Source organism: Microbacterium sp. VKM Ac-2923, from assembly GCF_022815605.1.
GTDB lineage: Bacteria > Actinomycetota > Actinomycetes > Actinomycetales > Microbacteriaceae > Microbacterium.
Genome location: NZ_JALGRP010000004.1, coordinates 216,675 through 239,379, shown reverse-complemented (window position 1 = coordinate 239,379; position 22,705 = coordinate 216,675). Strand labels below are relative to the sequence as shown.

At 70.1% G+C, this 22,705-nt stretch carries 21 protein-coding genes; 11 read left to right on the top strand and 10 right to left on the bottom strand.

Going from position 1 to position 22,705, the window contains the following annotated elements:
• The 4 genes from MT347_RS08970 to MT347_RS08955 all read left to right on the top strand — a co-directional run bounded on the left by MT347_RS08970 (position 1) and on the right by MT347_RS08955 (position 6,060).
• Positions 1 to 1,155, top strand: a complete 1,155-nt coding sequence (locus MT347_RS08970) for an exonuclease SbcCD subunit D (RefSeq protein ID WP_243500250.1) — start codon at positions 1 to 3, stop codon at positions 1,153 to 1,155.
• Entirely contained in the window at positions 1,152 to 4,160 is a 3,009-nt protein-coding gene (locus MT347_RS08965; RefSeq protein ID WP_243500248.1) for an AAA family ATPase, read from the top strand. Before MT347_RS08970 ends, MT347_RS08965 begins: the two co-directional genes overlap by 4 nt.
• 38 nt (positions 4,161 to 4,198) lie before the next feature.
• Positions 4,199 to 4,381, top strand: coding sequence for a hypothetical protein (locus MT347_RS08960; RefSeq protein ID WP_243500246.1), 183 nt, complete (start codon positions 4,199 to 4,201; stop codon positions 4,379 to 4,381).
• Between the two features lie 176 nt (positions 4,382 to 4,557).
• Positions 4,558 to 6,060 carry an MFS transporter gene (locus MT347_RS08955; RefSeq protein ID WP_243500244.1) on the top strand — a complete coding sequence of 501 codons (1,503 nt, stop codon included), beginning with the start codon at positions 4,558 to 4,560 and terminating at the stop codon, positions 6,058 to 6,060.
• Positions 6,061 to 6,115: 55 nt separating this feature from the next.
• Here MT347_RS08955 and MT347_RS08950 read toward each other — a convergent pair whose 3' ends face one another.
• The 4 genes from MT347_RS08950 to MT347_RS08940 form a co-directional block, all read right to left on the bottom strand.
• Positions 6,116 to 6,673, bottom strand: a complete 558-nt coding sequence (locus MT347_RS08950; RefSeq protein ID WP_243500242.1) for a nucleoside phosphorylase — start codon at positions 6,671 to 6,673, stop codon at positions 6,116 to 6,118.
• Between the two features lie 81 nt (positions 6,674 to 6,754).
• On the bottom strand, positions 6,755 to 7,699 hold the full coding sequence (locus MT347_RS08945; protein ID WP_243500240.1) for an aldo/keto reductase: 945 nt from the start codon (positions 7,697 to 7,699) through the stop codon (positions 6,755 to 6,757).
• Positions 7,700 to 7,774: 75 nt separating this feature from the next.
• Entirely contained in the window at positions 7,775 to 7,909 is a 135-nt protein-coding gene (locus MT347_RS18155; protein WP_279391171.1) for a hypothetical protein, read from the bottom strand.
• The gene (locus MT347_RS08940) at positions 7,906 to 8,103 is read right to left on the bottom strand and encodes a hypothetical protein (RefSeq protein WP_243500238.1); all 198 of its coding nucleotides are present in this window, start codon (positions 8,101 to 8,103) and stop codon (positions 7,906 to 7,908) included. Before MT347_RS08940 ends, MT347_RS18155 begins: the two co-directional genes overlap by 4 nt.
• Before the next feature lie 101 nt (positions 8,104 to 8,204).
• On the opposite strand from MT347_RS08940, the gene MT347_RS08935 reads away from it, so the two are divergent.
• Entirely contained in the window at positions 8,205 to 8,702 is a 498-nt protein-coding gene (locus tag MT347_RS08935; RefSeq protein WP_243500236.1) for a DUF427 domain-containing protein, read from the top strand.
• 39 nt (positions 8,703 to 8,741) lie between these two features.
• On the opposite strand, the gene MT347_RS08930 is transcribed toward MT347_RS08935, so the two are convergent.
• Positions 8,742 to 10,799: an NAD(+) synthase gene (locus MT347_RS08930; protein WP_243500234.1), complete on the bottom strand. Its 2,058-nt coding sequence runs from the start codon at positions 10,797 to 10,799 to the stop codon at positions 8,742 to 8,744.
• Positions 10,800 to 10,908: 109 nt separating this feature from the next.
• Here MT347_RS08930 and MT347_RS08925 point away from each other — a divergent pair, with 109 nt between their 5' ends.
• Entirely contained in the window at positions 10,909 to 14,715 is a 3,807-nt protein-coding gene (locus MT347_RS08925) for a bifunctional RecB family nuclease/DEAD/DEAH box helicase (protein ID WP_243500232.1), read from the top strand.
• Between the two features lie 270 nt (positions 14,716 to 14,985).
• On the opposite strand, the gene upp is transcribed toward MT347_RS08925, so the two are convergent.
• Positions 14,986 to 15,618 (bottom strand): uracil phosphoribosyltransferase, encoded by a 633-nt coding sequence (upp, locus tag MT347_RS08920; RefSeq protein WP_243500230.1) that lies wholly within the window; start codon positions 15,616 to 15,618, stop codon positions 14,986 to 14,988.
• Between the two features lie 59 nt (positions 15,619 to 15,677).
• Here upp and tadA point away from each other — a divergent pair, with 59 nt between their 5' ends.
• On the top strand, positions 15,678 to 16,136 hold the full coding sequence (gene tadA, locus MT347_RS08915) for a tRNA adenosine(34) deaminase TadA (protein WP_374206522.1): 459 nt from the start codon (positions 15,678 to 15,680) through the stop codon (positions 16,134 to 16,136).
• 38 nt (positions 16,137 to 16,174) lie between these two features.
• On the opposite strand, the gene MT347_RS08910 is transcribed toward tadA, so the two are convergent.
• On the bottom strand, positions 16,175 to 17,101 hold the full coding sequence (locus tag MT347_RS08910) for an LLM class F420-dependent oxidoreductase (protein WP_243500227.1): 927 nt from the start codon (positions 17,099 to 17,101) through the stop codon (positions 16,175 to 16,177).
• 83 nt (positions 17,102 to 17,184) lie between these two features.
• Positions 17,185 to 18,297 carry an alpha/beta fold hydrolase gene (locus MT347_RS08905; RefSeq protein WP_243500225.1) on the bottom strand — a complete coding sequence of 371 codons (1,113 nt, stop codon included), beginning with the start codon at positions 18,295 to 18,297 and terminating at the stop codon, positions 17,185 to 17,187.
• 209 nt (positions 18,298 to 18,506) lie between these two features.
• On the opposite strand from MT347_RS08905, the gene proC reads away from it, so the two are divergent.
• Positions 18,507 to 19,352, top strand: coding sequence for a pyrroline-5-carboxylate reductase (gene proC, locus MT347_RS08900; RefSeq protein ID WP_243500223.1), 846 nt, complete (start codon positions 18,507 to 18,509; stop codon positions 19,350 to 19,352).
• 2 nt (positions 19,353 to 19,354) lie between these two features.
• Positions 19,355 to 19,642, top strand: a complete 288-nt coding sequence (locus MT347_RS08895; RefSeq protein WP_243500220.1) for a DUF1905 domain-containing protein — start codon at positions 19,355 to 19,357, stop codon at positions 19,640 to 19,642.
• Positions 19,643 to 19,714: 72 nt separating this feature from the next.
• Here the strand turns inward: MT347_RS08895 and MT347_RS08890 are convergent, their stop codons facing one another.
• Both MT347_RS08890 and MT347_RS08885 read right to left on the bottom strand, forming a co-directional pair.
• The gene (locus MT347_RS08890; protein WP_243500218.1) at positions 19,715 to 20,386 is read right to left on the bottom strand and encodes a TrkA family potassium uptake protein; all 672 of its coding nucleotides are present in this window, start codon (positions 20,384 to 20,386) and stop codon (positions 19,715 to 19,717) included.
• Positions 20,379 to 21,821: a TrkH family potassium uptake protein gene (locus tag MT347_RS08885; RefSeq protein ID WP_243500216.1), complete on the bottom strand. Its 1,443-nt coding sequence runs from the start codon at positions 21,819 to 21,821 to the stop codon at positions 20,379 to 20,381. The genes MT347_RS08890 and MT347_RS08885 overlap by 8 nt, the downstream gene beginning before the upstream one ends.
• A 68-nt stretch (positions 21,822 to 21,889) precedes the next feature.
• Here MT347_RS08885 and MT347_RS08880 point away from each other — a divergent pair, with 68 nt between their 5' ends.
• Complete coding sequence (locus MT347_RS08880; RefSeq protein WP_243500214.1) at positions 21,890 to 22,285, top strand: helix-turn-helix transcriptional regulator; 396 nt, start codon at positions 21,890 to 21,892, stop codon at positions 22,283 to 22,285.
• 150 nt (positions 22,286 to 22,435) lie between these two features.
• On the top strand, positions 22,436 to 22,627 hold the full coding sequence (locus MT347_RS08875) for a helix-turn-helix domain-containing protein (RefSeq protein ID WP_243500212.1): 192 nt from the start codon (positions 22,436 to 22,438) through the stop codon (positions 22,625 to 22,627).
• The last annotated feature ends 78 nt before the right edge of the window (positions 22,628 to 22,705 follow it).

Sequence of the window (22,705 nt, the reverse complement as noted above, 5' to 3'; positions counted from 1 at the left end):
ATGCGCATCTTGCACACCTCCGACTGGCACATCGGGCGTTCGTTCCACGGACATTCGACCCTCGACGCCCTCGGCGGCGTACTCGATGCCCTCGTCCACCAGGTGCGCGAACACGCCGTCGATCTCGTCGTCGTCGCGGGCGACGTCTTCGACTCCGCTGCGCCGTCGGCGGCCTGCTACCCGGTGCTCTCCGGGGCCCTCGCCGCCCTGGCCGACGCGGGCGCCCGCGTCGTCGTCACCAGCGGCAACCACGACTCTGCCGCTCGACTCGGCTTCCAGTCGGCTCTGCTGCGCGACGACATCTCGGTCCTGACCGACCCCACGGCGATCGGCACTCCGGTGACTTTCACTGACGACCATGGTCCCGTGCACGTCTACGGGATTCCGTACCTCGAGCCGGCGATCGTGCGGCACCTGTGGCCGGGCGTCGAATTGCGGAGCCAGGCACAGACCATGGCGCACGCGCTCGATCTCGTCCGAGCCGATGCGGCCGCGCGCGGCGGGCGCTCCGTCGTAGCGGCGCACTGCTTCGCCGCCGGTGTCGAGTCGACCCCGGGCGTCGAGCGCGAGATCCGACAGGGAGGGCTCGATGTCGTCCCCCTCTCCGCGTTCAACGGCCCCGATTACGTGGCGCTCGGGCACATCCACGGCCGACAGACACTGTCTGAGCGCGTGCGCTACGCGGGCGCCCCCCTGCACTACAGCTTCGGCGAGGCGGGAAAACCGCGCGGATCGTGGCTCGTCGAGCTCGACGCGTCGGGGCTCGCCTCCGTGGACTGGCTCGATCTGCCCGTGCCGCGTCCCCTCCTCACCGTGCGGGGGCGCCTCGACGACCTGCTCACCGACGAACGCCTCGCCGCTCACGCAGACCACTGGGTGCGCGCCGAGTACACCGACTCCACCCCTCAGCCCGACCCGATGCGTCGTCTGCAGGCGCGCTTCCCCTGGTGCGCGACCGTCGTGCACCTGCCGGCTGATACGCGGCGCGACGACGGCGCGGACTACTCCCGCCGGGTGCGCGGGGCGCGCGACGACGCCGAGGTGGTCGACGCGTTCCTCGAGCATGTCCGCGAGGGCGAGGGCGCCTCGCCGGTCGAACGCGAGCTCATCCGCAGCGTGCTCGACGCCCGCTCCGTCGCCGAGGCCCGTGCATGAAGCTGCATCGCCTCGAACTCGAAGGTTTCGGCCCCTTCCTCGACGTGCAGGAGGTGGATTTCGAGCGGTTCGCCGATGACGGGATCTTCCTGATCACCGGCCGCACCGGCGCGGGCAAGTCCAGCGTGCTCGACGGCGTCTGCTACGCCCTCTTCGGCGGCGTCCCCCGGTACGACGGAGCCGAGAGGCGCTTGCGGAGCGACCACTGCGAGCCCGACGATCCCACGCGCGTCACGCTGGAGTTCAGCGCCGAGGGCGATCGGTGGCGCGTGACGCGGTCGCCCGAGTTCGAGCGCCCGAAGCGTCGCGGCGGCGGCACGACGAAGGAGCCGCACCGCGCACTGCTCGAAGTGCTCGCACCCGAGGGGTGGACGGGCGTGGCCGCTCGCCCCGTCGACGTGGCGGCACGTCTCGACGAGATCCTGAAACTCACCCAGCAGCAGTTCCTGCAGGTCATCCTGCTGGCGCAGAACCGCTTCGCCCGCTTCCTGCTCGCCAAGAACGACGAGCGTCTGGCGCTCCTTCGCACCCTGTTCGGCACGCGTTCGTTCGAGCAGTACGCGGGAGATCTCGACGAGCGCCGCAAGCGCGCTCACGAGCGACTCGCGGCCGAAGGCGTCGAGGTGTCGACCCTGCTCGACGAGGCCGAGCGCCTGGTCGACGAACTCGACGCGGGCCGCGACGATGCCTCGTCCGAGGGCCGCGATGACGCCGTCGGCGTCGTCGAACGGCTCGTGAGTGTCGTGAGGGCGGTCGAGCGCGCCGATTATCGCGTCGATACCCTCGCCCGAGAGAACAGCGCCGCCGACGCCCGGCTCGACGCCGCCCTCGTCGCCGAGCGCGAAGCGCGGGCACTCGCCGAGCGTCAGCGTGATCGCCTCGTCGAGCGCGAGAAACTCGCGGTCCTCGAAGCCGCGACGGTGGCGATCGCCGCGGTCCGGCAAGAGGCTGAGGCGGCGGCCGGGTCCGAAGGGCTCCGCGTCGCGCTCGATGCGGCCCGGGCGGCGCGAGAGGCGTTGTCCGCCGCCGAGCGGCGTCACGGCGACGCGGAGGCCGTCATCCTCGAGCGGCGAGAGGCAAGCGCCGATGCTGACCTGGGGCCTCGAAACGATGCCCTCACCGCTCTCCTTGCGCGAGGAGAGGCGGCTTTGCGCACCGAGACAGAACTCGTCGGCCTCGATCTCGACGTTCGGCGCCTGCACGCCCGGGTCGACGCCGTCGACGGCGAAAGGCAGAAGCTCGTCGACGGCCGCGTCGAGGTTCCCGACATGCTCCGCGCCCTCGACGCGCGCCTGGTCGAGCTGGCGGGTGCCCAAGCACGGAGCGATGCTGCGCTCACGCACCGCGACGAGACGGCGCGCCGCCTGCACGCCGCCCGCGAGGCCGCGCGTCTGCGCGAGCAGCGCGATCAGGCGGACCTCGCCTCGCTCGTCCGCGCCGACGATCTCCAGCGGGCGATCGATGCGTGGATGATGCTGCTGCGCCGGCGCCTTGCCGGTGCCGCGGTCGAACTCGCGCACGAGCTCGTCGACGGCGAACCGTGCGCGGTGTGCGGTGCTCGTGAGCACCCGCAGCCCGCGCGGGGCACCGAGGCCGTCGTGAGCGACGCCGACCTCGCGGCGGCCGAGGACCGCAAGAACACCGCCGTCGAGAGCGACCGTCTCGCCTCCGACGCCGCCCGCGTCGCCCGCGACGCCCACGCCCTGTCGGCGGCGCTCGCCGGTGGCGACGGGGTCGAGGTGCTCCGGGCGCGCCTGGCTGCGGCCGACGACGCCCTCGCCGCAGCGGCGGCCGAGGTCGACGAGTACGAGCGGGTTCGTGCCGACCGCACTCGGGCGGCCGACCTCGACGCGGCGATCGCGCAGAGACTCGACACCCTCGGCGCGGACCTCGCCGTGGCGCGGCAAGAACTGGCCCTCGCGCGACAGCGCGCGGAGGCGCTCCGCGATGAGGTCGACGCGGCCCGGGACGAGTTCGACACGGTCGCGGCCCGACAGGACGATCTCCACACACGGCGCGACGCCGTGCGCGACCTCATCGCGGCGCGGTCGACTCTCTCCGCTGCTCGCGATGCCCATCGGGCCGCCGACAGCGCCGTCGTCGCGCTCGTCGACGAGAGTCCGTTCTCCGATGTCGCCTCGGTCACCGCGGCGCTGCGTCCGGCCGCAGAACGTCGCCGGCTCGACACGACCCTCGCCGAGCACGACGCTGCGCTCGCCGCAACGCGGCAGCGACTGCTCGAGCTCGAGCTCCTGCTCGTCGAGGTGGGAGACGATCCGATCGACCTCGCGCCGTTCACGGTCGAGGTGGCGTCGGCGCGCGAAGCGGTCCAGGCGACCGCGGCCGCCCGTGCCGCCGGGCGCTCACTCGCCGACCGCCTGCGGTCTCTGGCGCAGCGCGCCGATTCCGGTCACGCCGCGGTGGCGACCCTTGCCGACGAGCACGCGGTCGTGGCCCGCTTGGCCGACACGGTGGCGGGGCGGGCGCCGAACACGCGTCGGATGACGCTCGAGACATTCGTGCTCGCAGCCGAGCTCGAAGAGATCGTGGCCACGGCGAACCTGCGCCTGGAGCACATGTCTGCTGGACGCTACCGCCTGCAACACACCGATGCGCTTGCCGCGCGGGGGGCGTCCAGCGGTCTCGGGCTCGAGATCATGGACGCCTTCACCGGTCAATGTCGGCCCCCGCAGTCGCTGTCGGGAGGGGAGACGTTCCTCACCTCGCTCGCCCTCGCCCTGGGGCTCGCCGAGGTCGTCACCGCCCGCGCCGGCGGGCTCCGTCTCGACACGTTGTTCATCGACGAGGGCTTCGGCTCGCTCGACGACGACACGCTCGAACTCGCCATGCGAACGCTCGACGAGCTGCGTCAAGGGGGCCGCACGGTGGGTGTCATCAGTCACGTGGCGTCGATGCGCGATCAGCTGCCGGCGCAGCTTCACGTCACGGCGACGCCTCGGGGCCCGAGCGTCATCCGTCATGACGCCGCGCGCGCCTTCGGCTGACGCCCCTGTCTCTCGGACGGCCTGTCTAGGCTTGGCACATGCGTAAGAGCACTCTGTGGACCATTGTCGGCGTCGTCGTCGCCGTGATCATCGCTTGGGCGATCGTCAATGTGCTGTTCTCGTTGATCGCTTTCGCCTTCCGCGTGCTCGCCGTGGCCGTGGTCGCGTTGATCGTCTTCCTCGTGCTGCGCGCGGTCTTCGCCCGCCGCGAGGTCGACTGAGCGACGTCCGGCCGCCGCGGCCGAATCCGGTCCCGCACACCGCGGGGGCTCCCGACGTCGACTGAACGACGTCCGGCGCGTCAGTCGACCCCGGGCCCGCGCGCCGCTGCGGCTGCGCACGTGGTCGGGCGCAAGCCCGGACGCCGTGTCGGAGGCGCGGAGTAGCGTCTCAGACGATGTCTGATCAGTCCCCCACCTCCCCGGAACCCTCCGCCCCCATCACCCGCGATATCGCTCTCTCACCGCGGCACCGGTGGCGGGCCTACTGGGTGGCGGTCGCGGTGGCGGCGTTGACCATCCTCGATCTGACGAAGGTCAACGTGGCCTTGCCCTCGATCGAAGCGGCATTGAACGCGGGGCCGACCGAGCTTCAGCTCGTCGTCTCGGGCTACATCCTGACGTTCGGGTTGGTGCTTGTCCCGGCGGGGCGGCTGGGCGACCTCCGCTCCCGCCGTGTGCTCTTCCTCGTGGGACTTTCGCTGTTCCTCGTCACCAGCCTGGCGTGTGCTCTCGCTCCGAACACGACCGTGCTGTTGGTGGCCCGACTCCTGCAGGGCGTGGCAGCCGGCATCCAGATGCCGCAGGTGCTGGGTCTTGTGCAGCAGCTGTTCCAGGGTAAGGAGCGTGGGCGCGCGTTCGGTCTGTTCGGCGCCACGATCGGAATCGCGACGGCGTTCGGGCCCACGCTCGGTGGTCTTCTCATCGCCCTCGGCGGAGACACCGACGGCTGGCGACTGATCTTCTGGATCAACATCCCCCTCGTCGCCATCGTCATCGTCCTCGCCGCGTGGTTGTTGCCCGACACCCGCACGAAGTCCCATCGCCGGCTCGATCTCGACCCCGTCGGCGTGCTGTTGTTCGCGCTGACGATCCTTGCGCTGATGTGGCCCTTCCTTTTCACCACCGGCAGCCCCGCAGACAATCCGCATCGATGGTGGCTGCTCGTGGTCTCGGTGGTCTTCGCCGCAGCATTCGTCTACTGGGAGCGGCGCTACGCGGAGCGCGGTCGCATGCCCCTCATGCCGTTCTCGATCTTCTCGTTGCCGTCGTACCGGAACGGCGTGCTCATCTCGACCGCCTACTTCTCGGCGATCCCGGCCATGTTCCTCCTGGGCACCCTGTTCCTCCAGGGCGGGCTAGGCCTCGAACCGGTGTTCGCCGGCATGGTCACGATCGGCTTCGCCGTGGCCTCTGCCTGGAGCTCCTGGATCGGAGGCAACCTCGTCACCCGGCTCGGTCGACCCCTCGTCGTATGGGGGATCGTGGGCATGGTCGCCACGGCGGGTGGCCTCGTGCTCGTGGCGTTGTTCACAGCCCCCGAATGGACGCCCTGGGCGATGGCGGCCGTGATGACATTCGGCGGCTTCGCGGGCGGGCTCGTCATTTCGCCGAACCAGACCCTTACTCTCGCCGACATCCCTGTGCGCAGCGGCGGCGTCGCCGGATCGATCGGACAGCTCGGCCAGCGCATCGGCACCGCCGTCGGCACGGCCATCGCACTGGCGCTGTTCTACGCCACCGTGTATCGCGAGCAGGACTCGGTGGATGATACGGCGGTGCTGTACCACGACGCCTACGCGTCGGGCATGATCACCGTCGGCGTCTTCCTGGGTCTCGCGCTCATCGTGGGCGTCGCCGACCTGGCCAAGCGGGCGAAGACGGGTACGCAGACTCCGTGAGCGCAGATCGCGGGAGTTGTGCGCGGCGGACCGGCCGGGCCTGCGCGGGCTGGAGTCAGACCCCGTAGCGAGTACGTAGCTCGGCGCGCAGCTGGTGACTGCAGCGCTCCACCACGACGTCCCACAGCTCAGTGGCGCCGTCCTGTGCGCGGTCCGAGACGGCCCGAAGAATGCGGATGGGTACGTCGAACTGCTGCGCGACCCAGATGAGCGCATAGGATTCCATGTCCACTAGGCCCGCGCCGAGCCCGCGGATGAGTGCGACGGTCTGCGCATCGTCGACGAAGTGGTCACCGGTGGCGATGATCAGACCCTCATGTCCGGTGTCGACGCGCGCCGGCAGGGACACGTGTTCGCCGAAGGTGCCGTCCAGGCCCCTCACATCGTGTTGGATCGCGCCGGCGATCTCATAGATCCCGCCCTCGACCTCATCGTCGATCGCTCCGGCCGTGCCGACGACGACGATCTCGTCGTACTCGCCGCGGCAGAGCGCCCGCGTGAGAGCAGAGGCGGCGGGAATCTTCCCCACCCCGGTGAGCAGGCGCTCGAAACCCGGGATCTCCTCTTCGAAGGCGACGAGTTCGGAAGCATGGGCGGCGACGAGGAGTTTCACCCCTCTATTGTGCCTGCGCGAGCCATCCTCGCCGCGCTGCCCCGCACGGAGCGGGCCCCGCGCGGGGGCCCGCTCCGACGGTCAGTCCTGCGCCGCCTCGGACGCGTCGGACAGGCGCGCGATCTCATCGCGCGTGAGCTCCAGCGAGGCGCTCGCGAGCAGATCGGCGACCTGCTCGACTTTCGAGGCGCTCGCAATGGGCGCGGCGACGGTCGGCTGCGCGCGCAGCCACGCGAGTGCGGTTGTGGCGATGGATGCGCCGTGCGCGTCACCGACCTCTTCGAGCGCATCGATGAGCGCGAGACCCGCCGGAGTGGCCAGCTTCGCGGCTCCCCCCGCTCGCGGCGAGTCGCCCGTGGCATCCGCCGACCGGTACTTGCCGGTCAGGAACCCGCTCGCGAGCGCGTAGTAGGGCACGAGCGACATGCCGTGACGTTCGGCGACGGGCACGATGTCGCGCTCGATCTCGGTCCGGTGCACGAGGTTGTAGTGCGGCTGGATGGCGACGGGGAGGTCGGCACCCGCGGCTTCGGCGAGCGAGATCCACTCGCCGATACGCTCGGCGGTGTAATTGGACACGGCGACATAGCGCACGAGGCCATCACGGACGAGGTCGGCGAAGGCCGCGACGGTTTCGTCCAGCGGAGTGTCGGCGTCGTCGAAGTGGGCGTAGTACAGGTCGATCGCGTCGACCCCGAGGCGCTTCAGCGACGTTTCGGCTGCGGCGCGCACGTTCGACGCGGACAGGCCGCGGAAGTCGGGGTGCGTGCTCACCTTCGTCGCGACGACGATGTCAGAGGGCTTGCGGGAGGCGAGCCATTCGCCGATCAGCGTCTCGCTCTCGCCGCCCGAGTTGCCGGGGACCCAAGCGCTGTACCCGTCGGCCGTGTCGATGAAGTTCCCGCCACCATCGCGGAACGCGTCGAGGACCGCGAACGAAGTGTCGCGGTCGGCCGTCCAGCCGAAGACGTTCCCGCCGAGCGAGAGGGGGAGGATGTCGAGGTCGCTGCGTCCGATGCGCGTCATGATGTCCTTTCGAAGGGGGTCATAGACCCTCAGGACAACGATCCACTCCGGTGGACATTCCCGCGACGCGCCGGATCAGTTCCCGCCGGAGAGGATGCCGACGAGACCGCTGATCAGCAGCCACAGCCCGATGCCCGCCCCGGCGATCCAGATGACGACCGTCCCAGCCGGGTACTTCTTCTTGCCGCCGTCTTCACCGGGCGCGCTCATGAACGCACCATCATCACGATCGAGACGATCAACACGGCGAGACCTCCGACGACGGCGATGGAGGCGATGATGGGACCTCCGCCGGCGAGGTAGGCGACCACGCCGAGGGCCAGAAACAGCACAGCCACCACGATGCCGATGATCTGGTACGCGCGGTACCGTCGGCCGTCGGTCACGGTCTTCTGCTCGCTCACAGTGCCCCCTTCCGCCCCAGGCTATCGAAAACCCGTGCAGCCCCTGCGCCGTTCTCCCCGGGGCCGACCCCCGTGCGGCCGGCGCGGCGTAGCGTAGGCGCATGGCACGCCCCGTTCCCGATCCCGTCCGTCCCGGCCAGGAGTCCGTGTGGGACTACCCCCGCCCGCCGCGCGTGGAGCGCGAGCGCAGGCGGGTGCAGATCGACTTCGGGGGAACGCGCATCGTCGACACAGACGACGTCGTCCGCGTGCTCGAGACCAGCCACCCGCCGGTCTATTACGTGCCCATCGCCGCTTTCGGCGGATTCTTGTCGCTCGGACAGGGCGCTTCGTTCTGCGAGTTCAAGGGTGGGGCGCGGTACTTCGACGTGCATGGCGGTGGCGGAATGGTGGCCGAGCGCGCCGCCTGGAACTACCCGAGCCCGATGCCCGGTTACGAACTTCTGAACGACCGCGTCGCCGTCTACGCCGGCCCGATGGATGCCGTCATTCTCGGCGGCGAGACCGTGCTGCCCCAGCCCGGCGGCTTCTACGGCGGGTGGGTCACGCGCGAGCTGGCGGGCCCGTTCAAGGGCGTTCCCGGCTCGATGGGGTGGTGACGCGGCCGGTCTGACGCCCGAATCCGCGGCAGCGGTGATTCAGTCGTGGAACGCCTGCGGCACCGCCGCGCGCAGATCGGCCAACCACACGCGCGCGTTCCCGTCGGACGGTGCGCGCCAGTCGCCACGCGGCGAAAGCGATCCCGCCGGTGAGACCTTCGGCCCGTTGGGGATCGCCGTGCGTTTGAACTGCGCGAAGCCGAAGAAACGCTGCAGGAACACGTCGAGCCATTTCGCGACCGTCACCAGGTCGTACGACGGGCGTTCACCCTCCGGGTAACCCGGCGGCCACGTTCCGGCATCCGGATCCGACCAGGCATGGGCGGCGAGGAAGGCGATCTTCGAGGGCCGGAACCCGAAGCGCAATACGTGGTACAGCGTGAAGTCGTGCAGGTTGTATGGCCCGATGCGGTCTTCGGTGGACTGCATGCGGCCGTCCTGGCCCGCGGGCACGAGTTCGGGGCTGATCTCGGTATCGAGCACCGCCTGCAGCACCTCCACTGTCGCCGCGCTGAGCTCGCCCGAGGAAATGACCCAGCGGATGACGTGCTGGATGAGGGTCTTGGGCACTCCCGGGTTCACCGAGTAGTGGCTCATCTGGTCGCCCACACCGTAGGTCGACCAGCCGAGAGCGATCTCGGACAGGTCGCCCGTGCCGATGACGATGCCGCCGTTCTGGTTGGCGAGGCGGAAGAGGTAGTCGGTGCGTAGGCCCGCCTGCACGTTCTCGAACGTCACGTCGTGAACCGGCTGGCCCGAAGCGAAGGGATGGCCCATGCGCCCGAGCATCTCGGATGCCGCGGGGCGGATGTCGATCTCCTCGATCGAGGCCCCGACGGCCTCGGCGAGCGCCATCGCGTTGCGCTTCGTCTTCTCGCTCGTGGCGAAGCCGGGAAGCGTGTACGTCAGGATGTCGCTGCGAGGGCGCCCCATGCGGTCCATAGCCCGGGCGATCACGAGCAGCGCGTGGGTGGAATCGAGGCCGCCGCTGACACCGAGCACGGGTTTGGGGTTGCCGATGGCCTCGAGACGCTGCACGAGCCCCGACACCTGGATGTTGAAGGCCTCGTAGCAGTCCTGCGCGAGGCGAGCGGGGTCGTCGGGTACGAACGGAAAGCGGTCGAGCACGCGGCGCAGACCGATGTCGGCCGCGGGAGGGGCGAGTTCGAACGAGACCGTGCGGAACGCGGGCGCCGTCGTCCTCCGGTTGTCGTCGAAGGTGCCCTGGCGGATGCGGTCCTGCCGCAGGCGGTCGAGATCGACGTCGGCCACGCTCCGGCGAGGCCCGTCGGGGAAGCGCTCGGTCGTGGCGAGCAGCTGCCCGCCCTCGTAGATCATGGTCTGGCCGTCCCAGGAGACGTCGTTCGTCGACTCGCCCTGGCCTGCGGCGGCGTAGACGTACGCCGCGAGGCACCGCAGCGACTGGGACTGGGAAAGCAGGCCGCGGTCGTCGGCGCGGCCGATGGTGATGGGGCTCCCCGACAGGTTGGCCAGCACCGTCGCGCCCGCCAGTGCGGCACCCGACGACGGGGGGATCGGCACCCAGACGTCTTCGCAGATCTCGGCGTGAAGGGTGAGTCCCGGTACGTCGACGGCGTCGAAGATCAGGTCGGGACCGAACGGCACCGTCTCGCCGGCGATCCGGATGTGCTGCCCCGCCTGGTCGTCGCCGCGGGCGTACCAGCGATGCTCGTAGAACTCGCGATACGTGGGCAGGTACGCCTTGGGGGCGACACCGAGCACGCGCCCACGGTGGATGACGACCGCGCAGTTGAACAGCCGGTTGCCGTGGCGGAGCGGTGCGCCCACCAGCAGGACCGGGAGCAGATCCGCGGATGCCCGCACCAGGCGGGAGAGGGCCGCTTCGACGGCGTCGAGCAGTGGATCTTGCATGACCAGATCGTCGATCGCGTAGCCGGTCAGGCAGAGTTCGGGGAACACCGCGACCGCGACGCCCTCGGCGTCGCACGCGCGAGCGGATTCGAGCACAGCGGCGGCGTTCGACGCGGGGTCGGCGACCACGACGGGGATCGTGCACGCGGCGACGCGCGCGAACCCGTGTCGGTAAACGCTCTCGAACGGTAGGTCGGTGATCACCTGCCCAGTCTGACAGGCCCCTCCGACACCGCGGCAGCCGGATCGCGCGGCCACCGCCCTGTGGACGGCAGCCCGGGCGATGTCGGTGGTCGCCGTTAGCGTGGGAGACATGCGGTACATCGAGCGCGACGCGCGCATCGTCTGGAGCGCCAGCGACCTCAAGGCAGCGGCCGAGTGCGAATTCGCGTGGCTGCGCGCCATCGACGCGAAGATCGGGCGCATCGCCGCCGTCGAAGATCCTGAAGACGCGACCTTGGAGCGTGCCGCCCGGCTGGGTACCGCGCACGAACTGCGCGTCCTCGACGAGTATCGCCGGCGTCTCGGCGCGGCGGTGCGCGAGATACCCGCCGCCCGTTCGTCCGATGCCGACGCGCTCGCCGAGGCGGCGCGCCTCACCGACGCGGCCCTCGTCGACCCGTCGGTCGAGGTGGTCTACCAGGCCGCTTTCGCCACCGACGAGTTCGTCGGCTTCGCCGACTTCCTCGTGCGCGAACCCGAGGTGCGGGCCGATGGAACGCGTCGGTGGATCGTGCAGGACACCAAACTCGCCCGTCGCGCTCGCGTCACCGCGCTCATGCAACTCGCCGCCTACGTCGACCAGCTCGATCGCCTCCGGATACCCCGTTCCGCAGAGGTGCAGTTGCTCCTCGGCGACGGTTCGACGAGCACTCACCACGTCGACGATCTCCTCCCCGTCTTCGGTCTGCGCCGCGAGCGGCTCCGGGCCCTCATCGTCGATCGTCAGGTCGCCCTCGGAGCTGCGGGACCCGTCATCGGCTGGGGCGACGCACGTGGCGACCTCGACGTCGTCGCCTGCGGGCGCTGCGCCACCTGCGAACTCGAAGTCGTCGCCCATCGCGACCTGCTGCTCGTCGCCGGTATGCGGCCGGTGCAGCGCGACCGATTGAGGTCGGACGGCATCGAGACGATCGACGCTCTCGCTCAGGCCGACCGTGCACCCGCGGCGATGAGCGGCGACACGTTCGCCTCGCTGCGCACCCAGGCGCGGCTCCAGCTCGACAGCCCCGCCGGCGTGCCCGCCGACGATGCGCCGGCCCACGCGGTGCCCACCTTCGAGGTCGTGGCTCCGGCGTCGCTCGGCGTCCTGCCTCGGCCCGACCACGGAGACCTCTTCTTCGACTTCGAGGGTGACCCGCTCTACACCGAGGGCGTCGGCGAGCACTGGGGGATCGACTACCTCTTCGGCTGGGTCGACTCGCGCGAGGTCTACGGCTCCATCTGGGCTCACACCTTCGACGAGGAGCACCTCGCTCTCGAACGGTTCCTCGACATGGTCGCGCTACGCCGTCAGCAGCATCCCGACATGCACATCTACCACTACGCCCCCTACGAGCCCACGCACCTGCTCACGATGGCTGCGCGCTACGGCATACGAGAAGCCGACGTCGACCGGCTGCTGCGCGACGGCGTCTTCGTCGACCTGTACCCGGTCGTGCGGCGGGCGTTGCGCGTGGGCTCGCGGTCCTATTCGATCAAGAAACTCGAGCCGTTGTACATGGGTGACGAGGTGCGCACGAGCGACGTGCAGCGCGGCGACGACTCGATCGTCAAGTACGTCGAGGCGCGTGCGCTCGCCGCTGACGGTGACGCCGGTGCCGCACAGAAGGTCCTCGACGACCTCGCCGACTACAACCGCTACGACTGCGTGTCGACGCGGCGGCTCCGCGACTGGCTGGTCGAGCGTGCGCGCGAATCGGGCGCCGTTCCCGCGCGCGGCGCAGAACCCGACGAGAAGGCGTATGAGCCGTCTCCCCGGGCGACGGCACTGCAACGGTGGGCGGCGGAGGCTGCGGAGTCCGGTTCCGACGAACCCGTTACCGATAAATCCGGCACCGACAGCCCCGAGGCCACCGCCCTGCGCCTCGCCGCGGCCGCGATCGACTACTACCCGCGCGAAGAGAAGACCTACTGGGCCACGCACTTCCTCCGGCTGCGGGAGCCCGTGTCGGTCTGGGAGGAGACGCGCGATGTCATGGTCGTGGACCCTGCCCGCTCGCGGGTGACGACGGACTGGCACATCGCCGAGTCCGGTCGAGGTTCCGAACGTCGCGTGGTGGAGCTCCGTGGTGAGCTCGCGCCGGGCACCCGTCTCACCGCGGATGCCGAGCCCTTCGCCGTCTACGACCTGCCGGCGCCCTTCCCCATCGAGGTCCGTCCGCGCTGGATTCATGGCGCTCGCCGGGTGACCGTGCGCGAGGTGCTCGATGACGGTGCGGTGGTCGAGGAGATCGCGGCCGACGGCGTCACCTGGGACGAACTGCCGCTCGCGCTCACGCCCCCCGCGCCCCCGCGCGCCGGTAATCAGCAGAAGGCGATCGACGCCTGGGCCGACGCGGTGCTGATCGCCGCGCCGACCATTCCGGCCGGCCCCGCGGCCGACATCCTTCGTCGCGTGCCTCCGCGTACGCGTTCGGGAGGTTTCGCTCCCGTCACCGCGCTCTCGGGAGGAACCCCGCCGCGCACTTTCGTGCCCGGCCTGACCGAGCCCTCGGCCGCCGAGCCCTCGGCCGCCGAGCCGGGCGCTGAGGATCCCCGTGCCGCCGAGCCCCGCGCTGCCGAGCCCCGTGCCGCCGAGCCCCGTGCCGGCGAGCCGGGCGCTGCCCCGGCCTCTGCCGCAGGGCCCGGGGCTGACGGTGACGACTCGGTCGGTGGTGACGACGAAATCACCGCCATCGCCCGCAGCGTCGCCGACCTCGATCACAGCTATCTGGCGGTGCAAGGACCTCCGGGAACCGGCAAGACGTACGTCGGTTCGCACGTCATCGCCCGGCTCGTGGCCGAGCGCGGGTTCCGTGTCGGCGTGGTGGCGCAGTCGCACGCGACGATCGAGCACATGCTCGACCAAGTGATCGCGGCCGGGGTGCCGGCATCGCGGGTCGGGAAGGCTCCGAAAGACCCAAGCACGCCTCACACGTTCACCGTCCTGCCCAAGAACGGCGTCGCCGCCTTCACCGCCGAGAACGCCGCACAGGGGTTCGTCGTGGGCGGGACGGCTTGGGATTTCAGCCACGAGGCGCGCATCCCGCGCGGCAGCCTCGACCTCCTCGTCATCGATGAGGCAGGGCAGTTCTCGCTCGCTTCCACCATCGCCGTCTCGCTGGCGGCCCAGCGGCTGCTGTTGCTCGGCGACCCGCAGCAGCTGCCCCAGGTGAGCCAGGGTACCCATCCCGAACCGGTCGACACCTCGGCGCTCGGGTGGATCATCGACGGCGCCGAGGTGGTTCCCCCCGAGCTCGGGTACTTCCTCGCCCGCACGCGCCGAATGCATCCCGCAGTGGCGGGGCCCGTTTCGCAGTTGTCGTACGAGGGGCGTCTCGCTGCACACCCATCGACCGCCCTTCGCCGACTCGACGGCGTCGAGCCTGGGGTGCACGTCGTCCCGGTGCGACACCGGGGCAACTCCACCTGCTCCGTCGAGGAGGCGGAGGAGGTCGCGCACCTGGTCGCTCGGCTGGTGGGTCGCGAGTGGACCGGTGCCGAGGGCGGCGCGGGCGACAGCGCCGTCGTTCAGCAGCCCCGCGCCCTTCGGGCCGAGGACATCATCGTCATCACGCCGTACAACGCACAGCAGGTGGCCGTGGAAGGGGCCCTCGCCGTCGCCGGGTTCGCCGACGTCCCGGTCGGCACCGTCGACCGGTTCCAGGGTAAAGAGGCCGTCGTCGCCATCCTCACGTTGGCGGCGTCATCGGGTCGCGAGGCTCCGCGCGGTCTGGAGTTCCTCTTGCTGCGCAACCGCATCAACGTCGCGATCTCTCGCGCGATGCAGGCCGCGTACGTCGTGTACTCGCCGGCGCTGCTCGACGATCTTCCGCGCACTCCCGAGGGTGTCGCGCGGTTGAGTGCCTTCGCGCGCCTGGTGGGAGCGGGCGAGCGCGAGAGCGAGGTCGCCCGGTAGAACCGCCCCCGCAGCGCGCCATGCCTGAGGGCCGGGCGGCGTCGAGTCGCCGCCTGCCCGCCGCGCGACGGGGTGTTGCGCGGTGCCGCGCGGGCGGTGGGGCGGTCTTCGTGCGCGTGGCGCGTGGCCACGGCGCGTAGCGCCTTGGCGTGTAGCGCCTTGGCGCGTGGCGCGTGTAGCCAAGCGTGTGGCCTTCATCGCGCCGTGGCGCTCCGCGTATCCGCGGTCGACGGCCCCGAAGCGGCTGCCGCCTGCGGGAGCGGACGAGTGTTACGCAGTTCCGTAGAGGCGGTCGCCCGCATCGCCGAGACCGGGCACGATGTAGCCCTTCTCGTTGAGGCGCTCATCGACGGCGCCCAGGACGAGGGTGACGTCGTGGCCCTCGACCTGCTTCTCGATTGCCGCGACGCCCTCGGGAGCGCCCAGCAGACAGATCGCCGTGACGTCCTGCGCACCGCGCGCGAAGAGGAAGTTGATGGCCGCGCCGAGCGAGCCGCCGGTGGCGAGCATCGGGTCGAGGACGAAGCACTGACGGTCGCTCAGGTCGTCGGGTAGGCGCTCGGCGTAGGTCGTGGGTTCGAACGTCTCCTCGTCGCGCACCATGCCGAGGAAGCCGACCTCGGCCGTGGGGAGAAGCTTCACCATGCCCTCGAGCATGCCGAGCCCCGCGCGCAGGATGGGCACGACGATCGGGCGCGGTTCGCTGATCTTGACGCCCTCGGTGGTGGTCACGGGCGTCTGGATCTCGACCGGCTCGACGCGCACGTTGCGGGTGGCCTCGTACGCGAGCAGCGTCACGAGCTCCTCTGTGAGCTGACGGAACACCGGCGACGACGTCTGCACGTCGCGCAGCACCGTCAGCTTGTGAGTGATGAGGGGGTGGTCGGCGACGTGGACACGCATAGGCTCAAGGCTAACCGCTTCCCCCTGCGACCCCGTCGCGAATTTCCGGAGCCCCCGTGATGCCCACCCCCCGCGACCTCGATGCAATGCACCGGGCCTTGGCGCTTGCCGCAGAGGCCGCGGACGGCGGCGATGTCCCCGTGGGCGCCGTCGTCATCGATCAGGCCGGTCAGATCATCGGCGAGGGCCGCAACCTCCGCGAGATCACCAACGATCCCACGGCGCACGCCGAGGTGGTGGCGCTGCGTGAGGCGGCATCCCGGATCGACTCGTGGCATCTCGCGGACTGCACCCTCGTCGTGACGCTGGAGCCGTGCGTGATGTGCGCCGGTGCCATCCTGCAGGCGCGCGTCCCTCGAGTGGTGTTCGGATCGTGGGATGCCAAGGCGGGAGCCGCGGGGTCGATGTACGACGTCCTGCGCGACCGTCGACTGCCGCACCGCGTCGAGGTCGTCGGCGGCGTGGAGGAGCAGCGGGCCGTCGCTCAGCTGAGGGCGTTCTTCGGCGACCTCCGATGAGACGCGCCCCCGGAATCGACCGGGCCGGTGCAGGGCCGTCAGCGTGGCAACAACGGGAGGACCTCGGCGCCGATCTGGTCGGCGTGATCGAGGTCGCGGAGGTCCAGGAGCTGGAAGTAGACGCGCTCGACCCCCAGAGCCCGCAGACTCTCCACCTTCTCGGCGACCTGTTCCGGCGTGCCGACGATGTTCGCTCCGTTGTCGAACTCCGCGCGCGACTGACCGATCGCGGCGGCGCGGCGGTGGATCTCGGCGTCGTCCGAGCCGACGATGGTCGGCAGGGCGACGGAGAGCTTCAGTGTCGCGGGATCACGATCGATGGCCTCGCACGCGGCCCGGACGACAGCGAACTTCTCGGCCACGACGTCTTCGGTGACGAAGCCGATGTTGAATTCCGCGGCGTATCGCGCGGCGAGGGCGGGGGTGCGCCGGGGGCCTGCTCCTCCGACGATCACGGGGACCGTCGACTGTACGGGTTGGGGTAGCGCAGGGGCCTCGTCGAGGCGGTAGTGCTGACCGTGGAACGAGTAGGTCTCGGCATCCGGGGTCGACCACAGGCCCGTCACGATCTGCAGCTCCTCGAGCAGGTCGAACCGTTTGGCGGGGAACGGGATGCCGTACGCGAGGTGTTCGCGCTCGAACCAGCCGGTGCCGAGGCCGAGTTCGGCCCGGCCGCCCGACATCGCATCGACCTGGGCGACCTGGATGGCGAGGATCGCGGGTACGCGGTAGGTCACCGACGACACGAGGGTGCCGAGGCGGATGCGCGATGTCTCCCGGGCGAGCCCCGCGAGCGTGGTCCAGGCGTCGGTCGGTCCGGGTCGGGGGTCGCCTTCGCCCATCCGCAGATAGTGGTCGGAGCGGAAGAACCCGTCGAGGCCGTGCTCCTCGGCGGATCGTGCGAAGGCGAGCTGGTCGTCGTATGAGGAGCCCTGCTGGGGCTCGGTGAACAGGCAGTATTCCACGGGGGCCTCCGGGGGAGAGCGGCGGGCGCGCGTCAGCCGACGGAACGCGGGGTGGTCGCCATGGTCGGCACGGCGGGTGGGAGTCAGTCGGCGGAGCGCAGGATGATCGCCTCGGTCGGCGGGGCGGGGTCGGCGGGGCGCCCGACGTAGCCGATGTGCGTCAGCAGGGCCTGGCGGAACTGCGCGGGGCGCTCCAGGTGCACGGAGTGGCCGGCGCCGTCGACCGACAGTTCCGTCACCTCGCCGCCGCCGGCCGCGTACGCCGACAGGACGTCGCGCGTCTGAGACACCATGGGCTGGGCCGGGGCGACATCGGCGCCCGGCCAGCCGGGGACGACGCCCAGCGAGCCCAGGTGGTTCAGGTCTGAGAACGACGTGTCGGAGATGATGACGTCGGCCGTGCCGTGGATCCAGAGGATCGGGGGCTTGATCGCCAGATCGACGATTCCCGACACATCGAAGTACTTGGGGGCGAGGGTGTTCAGCACGCCCGTCGTCCCGGGCGCGAACCCGGGCCAGGTGGCGGTGGGAACAGCGTCGCCGGGGTAATTGCCGCCGGCCGTCGACGTCGACAGCATGGACTCGACCCACACGTCCTCGTACTCGCTGGAGTACCCCGCGGCGACGTAGCCCGAGCGGAAGACCGAGCGGGGGGAGGTCGGGGCGTCGGCCGTGGTGTCGTGATCGATGAGCCGCTGGACGAAGTCGTCGTTGGCGGCGCCCGCGCCGGTGCCGGCGTCGTCGTCGGTGAGTCGTGAGCCGTCGCGGCGGGTTCCCCCGAAGCCGTAGGGCGAGACCGGCGACTGCAGGGTCAGCGACCGCACCGGGTGGTCGAGGGCGTACTGCAGCACGACGCCGCCTCCCAGCGACCAGCCGACCAGGTGCGCCTCGGCGATGCCTCGGGCCCGCAGCGTCGCGAACAGATCGTCGCTGAAGTCGCGGACGCCGCGGGTGGCGTCGACGGGGGTGTGCTCCGAGCGGCCGAAACCGCGCAGGTCGACGGCGAGAACGCGCAGCTCGCTCGGCAGGTCCTGCATGATCTCCTGCCAGAACAGGGACGACGAGACGTTGCCGTGCACGAACACGACCGTCCGCTCGGCCGGTGTGGCCAGATCATCGCCGACGCGCTCGAGGACGTTGACACTCGTCCGGTCCGTCTCGACGAGACGCGCGGTGATGCCGTCGAAGAGTGTCATGGCAGGTCCTCCGTGTCGCTCAACGGTGCTCCCGTACACCGGTTCCGACTCTAACGCGCGGCCCGTGCAGCCGCACTCAGGTTGCTCCGGCTGGAGCCGTCGCCGGCGCTGCTCCCGGGTGCGCGAGACGGGTGGATGCCGCGGTCCCGCCGACGCGCGGCGTTGACATCCCGCTGCCCGATGTCGGGGGTGATTCATAGACTGTCGACATGACGGATGCCACGACCTCACTGCCCCCGATCGCGATTCTTGGAGCGGGGTCGATGGGGGGCGCGATCCTCCGCGGTCTGGTCGCCGCGGGGCTCACCGGTGGCGGCGTCATCGCGACCAACCGGTCGACCGCGAAAGCCGCGGAGCTCGCGGAGCTCGAGGGCGTCACGAGCGTCGCGCTCGAGACCCAGCCCTCCGCGAACACCGACGCCGTGGCGTCGGCCCACATCGTGCTCGTCGGCGTGAAGCCGGTCATGGTGCCCGACCTGCTCACCGAGATCGCGCCGCACCTGCGACCCGGCGCGGTCGTGGTGAGCCTCGCCGCCGGGGTCACCCTGGCGACCTTCGCCCGTCACCTCGGCGACGACACGGCGACGCTGCGCTCGATGCCGAACACCCCTTCGCTCATGGGTCAGGGCGTCACGGGTCTGGCGGCGGGTCCCGCGGCATCAGACGACGACGTCGCCGTCGTTCGCGCGCTGTTCGAGACGGTGGGTGCGGTCGTCGAGGTGCCCGAGGCGCAGATCGACGCACTCTCGACCATCTCGGGGTCGGGCCCGGCGTACGTCTTCCTCCTGGTCGAGGAGTTCACCAAAGCGGCCGTCCGAATGGGCTTCGACGACGACCAGGCGCGACTGCTCGCCGAACAGACGTTCATCGGGGCGACGAGCCTGCTGGCCGCCTCCGACGTCGACCCCGCCGAGCTCCGTCGGCGGGTCACGAGCCCGAAGGGCACCACCGAGCGCGCGATCGCCGTCCTGCACGACGCCCACCTCGACGACACCTTCACCGCCGCCGCCGAGGCCGCCCTCGCCCGCGCGAAAGAGCTGGCCGCGGGAGCCTGAGCATGCGACTGCGGTTCTCGGGCCCGGTCTGGTTCTGGCGCGGTCCCGCGCCGTTCCATTTCGTCACCGTGCCACCGACCGAGGCGGCGGTGATCGCCGAGATCTCGCCCGTCGTGACGTACGGCTGGGGCATGATCCCGGCATCCGTCACGATCGGTGCGACGACCGTGACCACGGCGCTCTGGCCGAAGGACGGCGGCTACATCGTGCCCGTCAAGAAGGCCCTCCAAGACGCAGAGGCACTCGCCGTCGACGACCATGTCGACGTCATCCTCGATATCGACGCCTGACGGCGCCTCGCGAACACGGCGTCGTTCCTTCGCCGCGCGGCTCCGGATCCACGGAGCGGGGCCGCCCGGGCTTCAGCGGTCGAGACCGGCGAACCGTTCGATGTCGGAGTTCGTGCCCGAGACGATGATGAGGTCGTGATTGGTCACGACGGTGTTCGCCTCGGCGTAGCGGAACGGCCGGCCGGGGCTCTTCACGCCCACGACGGTCACGTTGTACTTCGAACGCACGCCCGACTCGTTCAGGCCCACACCGCGCACGAGCTTCGGCGGATACATCTTGGCGAGGACGAAGTCGTCGTCGAAGCGGATGAAGTCGAGCATGCGCCCGCTGACGAGGTGGGCGACGCGCTCACCGGCTTCGGCCTCGGGGTAGATGACGTGGTTCGCGCCCACACGGGCGAGGATCTTGCCGTGCGACTGCGAAACAGCCTTCGCCCAGATCTGCGGCACCTTCAGGTCGACGAGGTTGGCGGTGATGAGCACCGACGCCTCGATGAGCGATCCCACGGCCACGACCGCTACCTGGAAATCCTGTGCGCCGATCTGCCGGAGGGCGTCGATGTTGCGGGCATCGGCCTGGACGGCGTGGGTGACGCGCTCCGACCACTTCTGCACGAGTTCCAGGCTGCCGTCGACCGCGAGCACCTCGCGGTCGAGTCGGTCGAGTTCTCCCGCGCATGCGGCGCCGAATCGGCCGAGGCCGATCACCAGGACGGGCGCGTCGCTGCGAATCCGTTCAACCAACGATCGGCCTTTCCACGGGCAGCGCGTAGAGCTGCGAGCGAGACGACGCGGCGACCGCCGCGGCGAGTGTCACAGTACCAATGCGCCCCATGAACATCGTGGCCGCCATGACGTAGACGGCGGGGTCGGGGAGCTCAGCGGTGAGACCGGTCGACAATCCCACCGTGGCGAAGCCCGAGATGACGTCGAAAAGGACGTGCTCGATCGGAGCGTCGGTGATGCGGCTGATCGTCACCGTCGAGATGGCGACGATCGTCGCTCCCCACGCCACGACCGAGAGTGCGACGCGCTGCACGTCGCTCGGGATCCGCCGTCCGAAGGCCTGCACCGACGGTCGACCCTTCGCCTCGGAGAAGACCGCGAGGGCGAGCACCGCGAGGGTGGTGACCTTGATGCCGCCGGCGGTGGATGCCGAGCCCCCGCCGACGAACATCAGCATGGATCCGACGATCAGGGTGGCACCGTTCAGGTCCCCGATGTCGATCACGCTGAATCCGCCCGAACGCGTCATGGCCGAGAGGAAGAACGCCTGGAACGTCGTGTCCCACGCATCCATGCTGCCGAATGTGAGGGGGTTGTCGTATTCCAGAAGCAGGATGAAACCGGCACCGAGCACGAACAGGACGACCGTGGTGATGAGGGTGAGCTTGGTGTGCAGCGACCATAGCCGGAAGCGCCAGTGGTGCCGCCACAGGGTGAAGATGACGGGGAAGCCGATCGAGCCGAGGAACACGCCCATCATCAGCACCGTCAGCAGGTAGTAGTCCTGGGCGAAGGGCGTGAGCCCGTCGGCGTTGGGGATGAAGCCGGTGTTGGTGAAGGCCATGGCCGCGTAGTACGGCGCCTCCCAGAGCGCGACGAGGGGATCGATGCCGCCGATCAGGAGCGCGGGGTAGATCAAGACGGTGAGGACCGCCTCGATGACCAGCGTCGACAGCGCTACCGTGCGAAGGAGCTGACCGACTTCGCCGAGGCGCACCGTCTGGCCCTCGTTGACCGGCCCGCCGTGGGCTCGAAGCGGGTTGCTGTCTCCCGCGGCGATGAGTTTGGCGCGCAGCCCCAGACGCTTGGAGATGACCAGGCCCAGGATCGAAGCCAGCGTCAGCACCCCCAGGGCACCGACGTTCACGCCGATGTAGGTGATCGCGTGACCGAGCGGCGACCAATGCGCGTACATGTCGACCGTCGACAGTCCGGTCACGCAGATGGTCGACACCGCCGTGAACAGGGCGTCGGCCAAGGGCGTCACCCGTCCGTCGGCCGCCGCGGCCGGCAGGGAGAAGAGTCCGGTGAACAGCAGGATGAGCGTCACGAACACCAGCACCGCGAAACGCGCAGGTGAAGCAGTCGTCAGATTGCGCAGACGATCCCATGCCGTGAAGGCGATGCGACGTAGTCGCACCGGCAGTCGCACCTCGTTCGGCGTCGCCGCCATGCGCTGCTCCCTTCGGTGCTCGGACCCGAATCATGGTACTCGGGCCAGGGCTTGGCTAATCTGATGCCATGGCGGACATCTTCGACGTGATCGCTGACGGAACGCGTCGCGACATCCTTCAGCTGCTCCTGGACCGGGTCACCGGTGGTGAGCGCGGCACCAGCGTGTCGCAGATCGTGGCGGCCCTGGGCGTCAGTCAGCCCACGGTCTCCAAGCACCTCAAAGTGCTGCGCGAGGCGGAGCTGGTGTCGGTGCGCGAAGAGGGTCAGCACCGGTACTACAGCCTCGCGGTGGCGCCGCTCGACGAGGTGGATGACTGGCTCGTGCCGTTCTTCTCCGTCGATGAGGAGAACGAGCCCGCTCTGCCCGAATCAGCCGTGCATGCCGCCGAGGTGGTAGGTCGGGCCGCCGCGTCCGTCAAGCACTCCTTCTCGACCGCCCTGCGGAAATTCCCCGGGCGCTGAGATCCCCGCGGGGACCGTCGGATGCCGGTGAGTGCGGCATCCGGAATGCACGTCCGTCACACGCGGCCCACCGGTTTACAGCCGTCACGGCCAGACCCTAGAGTGTGGTCAGCATCAGAGGGTGAGTCCACCCGGATCGAGGGGTGAACGATGGCCGAGCTGCCGGACGTGCGGTTCCTGACGGTCGCCGAGGTCGCCGAGCTCATGCGCGTGTCGAAGATGACCGTCTATCGCCTCGTGCACTCGGGCGAGCTGCCCGCCGTGCGCTTCGGACGCAGCTATCGCGTGCCCGAATCGGCGGTCGCCGAGGTCGTGCAGCGACCGGTGTCCGACGTCGGCTAGACTGATCCGAGGCTTTTTTTCCATCGCCTGCTGTTCCCGGGGGCCGACATCGGCACCCAGACCCCGACTTAGTGAGGT